Origin of the sequence: Sulfitobacter sp. UBA4523, assembly GCF_002388305.1 — a bacterium.
Lineage (GTDB): Bacteria > Pseudomonadota > Alphaproteobacteria > Rhodobacterales > Rhodobacteraceae > Sulfitobacter > Sulfitobacter pontiacus.
This window is the reverse complement of record NZ_DGMH01000049.1, coordinates 24939-28186: the sequence shown is the minus strand read 5'-3', so window position 1 is coordinate 28186 and position 3248 is coordinate 24939. Positions and strand designations below refer to the sequence as shown.

Sequence of the window (3248 nt, the reverse complement as noted above, 5' to 3'; positions counted from 1 at the left end):
CGACGAGGTGAACGCGACGTAGATCAGGAACAGCCCCAATATCCCAAGCGCCGTCAGCCCGATGGCCCGCCGCCCAGAGGAGGCACGCGTGGTGGCAAGAACTTCGTTTGGATCGTTGAATTCAGGGAGCATGGGGCGCGACTTTCGTTAAGGTCGCTTTGCCTACCGCGCCGGGCGCGCATTTGGCAAGCCCGCGCCGCGCAATCCCGCACGACAGGCCCTGACCGCTTGGGCCAGTTGCCAGCCTATTGACCGGCTTTCGGAGGCTTTGCGCCGTCGCGTTTGCCCTTTTTGCCGCGCTTGAGCATTTCCTCGACTCGGTCGGCATAGGCTGCACGCTCGGGTGCCGACATCTGGGCCAACTCGGCCAGCCACGCGTTTTGAACGGTCTGCTGAACGGTCAGCGTGGCGTCGCGTTGCAGGTCCAGCACGCGGCGTGCCTCTGCGGGGTCGAAAGGCTCCGCGCGGATGGCGGTCAGCGCCTCTTGATACAATGCGCGGCGTGCGGCACGGCTGACGGATTTATCCTCGCGTCCCTTGCGCGCATCGGCAAAGACGGCGCGGCGGCGTTCTTCGGGCAGCGCCATGACGTAGGGCGTGCCATAGTCGCGCATGTGCCGCATCGCGCCACCATGCGGCCCGTCAAAGCGATAGACCGCCCCCGCAACCAGCCCCAGCACCAGCAGGTTCACCCCCAGCGACAGACCCAAGGCCCATCGCAGCGTCTTCGTGCTTTTGAATGCAAAGCCTGCCATTTTCTATCCCTCGTCCAAGTCCCAGCCGAACGCCGTCAGATCTGACGTATAGGTGTCCAGCGATGTCGCATCGGCGACGATGTAATCGTCGCCGCCGGTGATGATCTGCGTCGCAACATCCGGCAGGCCGCTTGGCGGGGCAACCCCGATCCAGAACCCGACAGCCGTTGCCGTGATCAGCCCGCCCAAGGCCGGTGCGCCGCCGATGGCGCGCCAGAACCCACGCCAGCCCCCTATCGCGGGGGCGGGCTGTGCCGCCAGCGCATCGGCGATCAGCCGGTCCATCATGCCCGCAGGCATCTGCGGCGGGGTCGCCCGCGCCTGTTCGAAATGCGCCTCTAGCGTCTCTGTTTCACGTTTTGTCATCATCGTATCCCAAGGCGTCACGTCGTGCGCCCAAAAGTTTCGCCAAAGCCCTTTTGCCCCGTGCGGTCAGGCTTTCAACCGCTTCGACCCCGACATCCAGAATGGTCGCGATCTCGGGGTTCGCCAACCCGTCTATGTGGCGCAGCGCCACCGCCTGCCGCTGCCGCTCGGGCAATCTGTCCAGCGCCGCTTGCAAGGCATCCTCGCGCGCCGTGCGCTGCAGCCGAGCCTCGGCGCTCTCCGCCGGATCGGTGGGTTCCGCGATGTCCTCAAGCGGGACACCCCGGCCGCGTTTGCGCAGCCGGTCGGTGCACAGGTTGGCGGTCACACGGTACAGCCAGGTGGTCACCTTGGCTTCGCCATCGCGCCAGTCCGGAGCGATCTTCCACAGGCGCATCAGCGCGTCTTGCGTCACGTCTTCAGCCTCGGCCGCGTTGCCCAGAATGCGGAAGGCGTGACCAAAGATGCGCGGTGTCAACTGGAGCGTCAACAGCCGTGCCGCCGCCGCATCCCCCTGCACATAGCGGTGCAGCAAGGCGCGTTCGGGGTCATCCACCCCGTCGGCATCCGTCGTATCGTGCATATCCATCAAACCGGAGGTAGCCTTTGCGGGCGCGCCGTTCAAGCGCGCCCGCATGCTTGCCTTATTCCGTTGCAGCCGCGTCGCCGTCATCGGACTTGTCGTGCTTCATGTGTTTGCCGGGTTTACCGTGCCCGTCCTTGCCGCCATGACCACCGCGTTTGCCGTGATGCTTGCCACCCATACGGGCTTTGGCGAACTCTTCCGCGCTCAGCGATCCATTCTTGTCGGTGTCCAGCTTCTCGATCATCTGCTCGGGGCTGTGACGCCCGGCCATTTCTTCCATCGACAGCTTGCCGTCTTCATTGGCATCCATGCGCTTCATCATCTTGTCGTGGCGCTTGGCCATCCGGTCGCCTTTGCCTTTGCCCATGGCTTCAAGCTCGGTCGCGGACAGCGACCCGTTGCCGTCGGTGTCCAGCTTCTCCAGCATGCGCTGGCTGCGCTCGGCGTGGCGTGCCTTGGCTGCGGCGGCCAGTTCATCCTGTGTCAGGAAGCCGTCTCCATCCGCGTCAGCAGTAGCGAAACGTGCCGCGGCATGGGCTTTCATTTCTTCGGCAGTGACTTCACCGTTCATATCGGTGTCCAACTGGACAAAGTGGCTTTGTTTGCCGCCCTCTGCCTTATCCGCATTCTGCGCGACCAGTGTCGTGCCGCCCAATGCGATCAACCCGCTCAAGAGTGCGATCTGAAGATTTGCTCGTTTTGTCATCTGTTTCTTCCTTTGGTGATCTATCTAACGCCCGCCGTTTTCAGCGTGGCGATACCGGTTCAAACGACAGCCGCCCGTCATTCCGTCGCAAAAAATGTGAAAAAGTTTTGGGCACCCCTGCGCGGGCTTTGCGACATGGCGACGCAACTGCCCCGAGATCCCTTTATTTCGCGGCGTTTTGGCCGCATGTAGGATGGGAACAAGGAAGCCCAGATGACTGACCAGACCATAGATATGCCTCACGTAGACACAGATGAACGCAGCATGAAGAAGTCCCTGCTGCGCGGCTGGCGGCGTAAATGCCCCAACTGCGGGGCCGGTCCGATGCTGAAAAGCTATCTGAAGGTCAATGATACCTGCACCGTCTGCGGCCAAGAACTGTTCCACCACCGCGCCGATGATGGTCCGGCCTATCTGACGATCCTGCTTGTCGGGCACCTGCTGGCCCCGGGGCTGCACATCGCCTTTGTGGTCTGGCGACCCGAGCCGCTGACGTTGTTTACAATCTTTTCGGTTGGCTGCGTCGGATTGTCCCTCTACCTTCTGCCCAGACTGAAAGGAGCCATGATCGGCTTCCAATGGGCAAAGCGCATGGGCGGGTTCGGCAGCACCAGCTGACCGGCACCCCAAAAGCCCCGCTAGAAAAACAGGATATGGGGCAAGGCGATGACCATCGATAAAAGTAAAATCCGCAACGCAGCCACGGTGATCGTGATCCGCGACCGGCATACCACGCCGCGGATCCTGATGGGGCAACGTGGTGCGACGGCAGCCTTCATGCCCAATAAATTCGTTTTTCCGGGCGGCGCGGTCGATCTGGGCGATGCGCAGGTGC

The 3248-nt window shown here is 62.6% G+C and carries 5 protein-coding genes and 1 pseudogene; 2 read left to right on the top strand and 4 right to left on the bottom strand.

Going from position 1 to position 3248, the window contains the following annotated elements; all coding sequences use genetic code 11:
* Positions 1-245 precede the first annotated feature (245 nt).
* Genes B3849_RS11160 through B3849_RS11145 form a run of 4 tightly spaced genes read right to left on the bottom strand, consistent with a single transcriptional unit; the run spans position 246 to position 2413 of the window.
* The gene (locus tag B3849_RS11160) at positions 246-755 is read right to left on the bottom strand and encodes a periplasmic heavy metal sensor (RefSeq protein WP_005849250.1); all 510 of its coding nucleotides are present in this window, start codon (positions 753-755) and stop codon (positions 246-248) included.
* 3 nt (positions 756-758) lie between these two features.
* The gene (locus B3849_RS11155; protein WP_235208518.1) at positions 759-1121 is read right to left on the bottom strand and encodes a hypothetical protein; all 363 of its coding nucleotides are present in this window, start codon (positions 1119-1121) and stop codon (positions 759-761) included.
* Positions 1108-1710, bottom strand: coding sequence for an RNA polymerase sigma factor (locus tag B3849_RS11150; RefSeq protein ID WP_414717913.1), 603 nt, complete (start codon positions 1708-1710; stop codon positions 1108-1110). Before B3849_RS11150 ends, B3849_RS11155 begins: the two co-directional genes overlap by 14 nt.
* A gap of 55 nt (positions 1711-1765) precedes the next feature.
* Positions 1766-2413, bottom strand: coding sequence for an EF-hand domain-containing protein (locus B3849_RS11145; RefSeq protein ID WP_260003370.1), 648 nt, complete (start codon positions 2411-2413; stop codon positions 1766-1768).
* Positions 2414-2626: 213 nt separating this feature from the next.
* Between B3849_RS11145 and B3849_RS11140 the strand changes: the two genes are divergently transcribed.
* The gene (locus B3849_RS11140; protein ID WP_278425639.1) at positions 2627-3031 is read left to right on the top strand and encodes a DUF983 domain-containing protein; all 405 of its coding nucleotides are present in this window, start codon (positions 2627-2629) and stop codon (positions 3029-3031) included.
* A gap of 48 nt (positions 3032-3079) precedes the next feature.
* A pseudogene (locus B3849_RS11135) lies at positions 3080-3248 on the top strand (DNA mismatch repair protein MutT); the annotation flags it as partial.

Excerpts from the sequence above, each read along its gene's own strand:
- B3849_RS11150 (WP_414717913.1), bottom strand. The coding sequence starts at position 1,710 with ATGGATATGCACGATACGACGGATGCCGACGGGGTGGATGACCCCGAA.
- B3849_RS11140 (WP_278425639.1), top strand. The coding sequence starts at position 2,627 with ATGACTGACCAGACCATAGATATGCCTCACGTAGACACAGATGAACGC.
- B3849_RS11145 (WP_260003370.1), bottom strand. The coding sequence starts at position 2,413 with ATGACAAAACGAGCAAATCTTCAGATCGCACTCTTGAGCGGGTTGATC.
- B3849_RS11155 (WP_235208518.1), bottom strand. The coding sequence starts at position 1,121 with ATGACAAAACGTGAAACAGAGACGCTAGAGGCGCATTTCGAACAGGCG.
- B3849_RS11160 (WP_005849250.1), bottom strand. The coding sequence starts at position 755 with ATGGCAGGCTTTGCATTCAAAAGCACGAAGACGCTGCGATGGGCCTTG.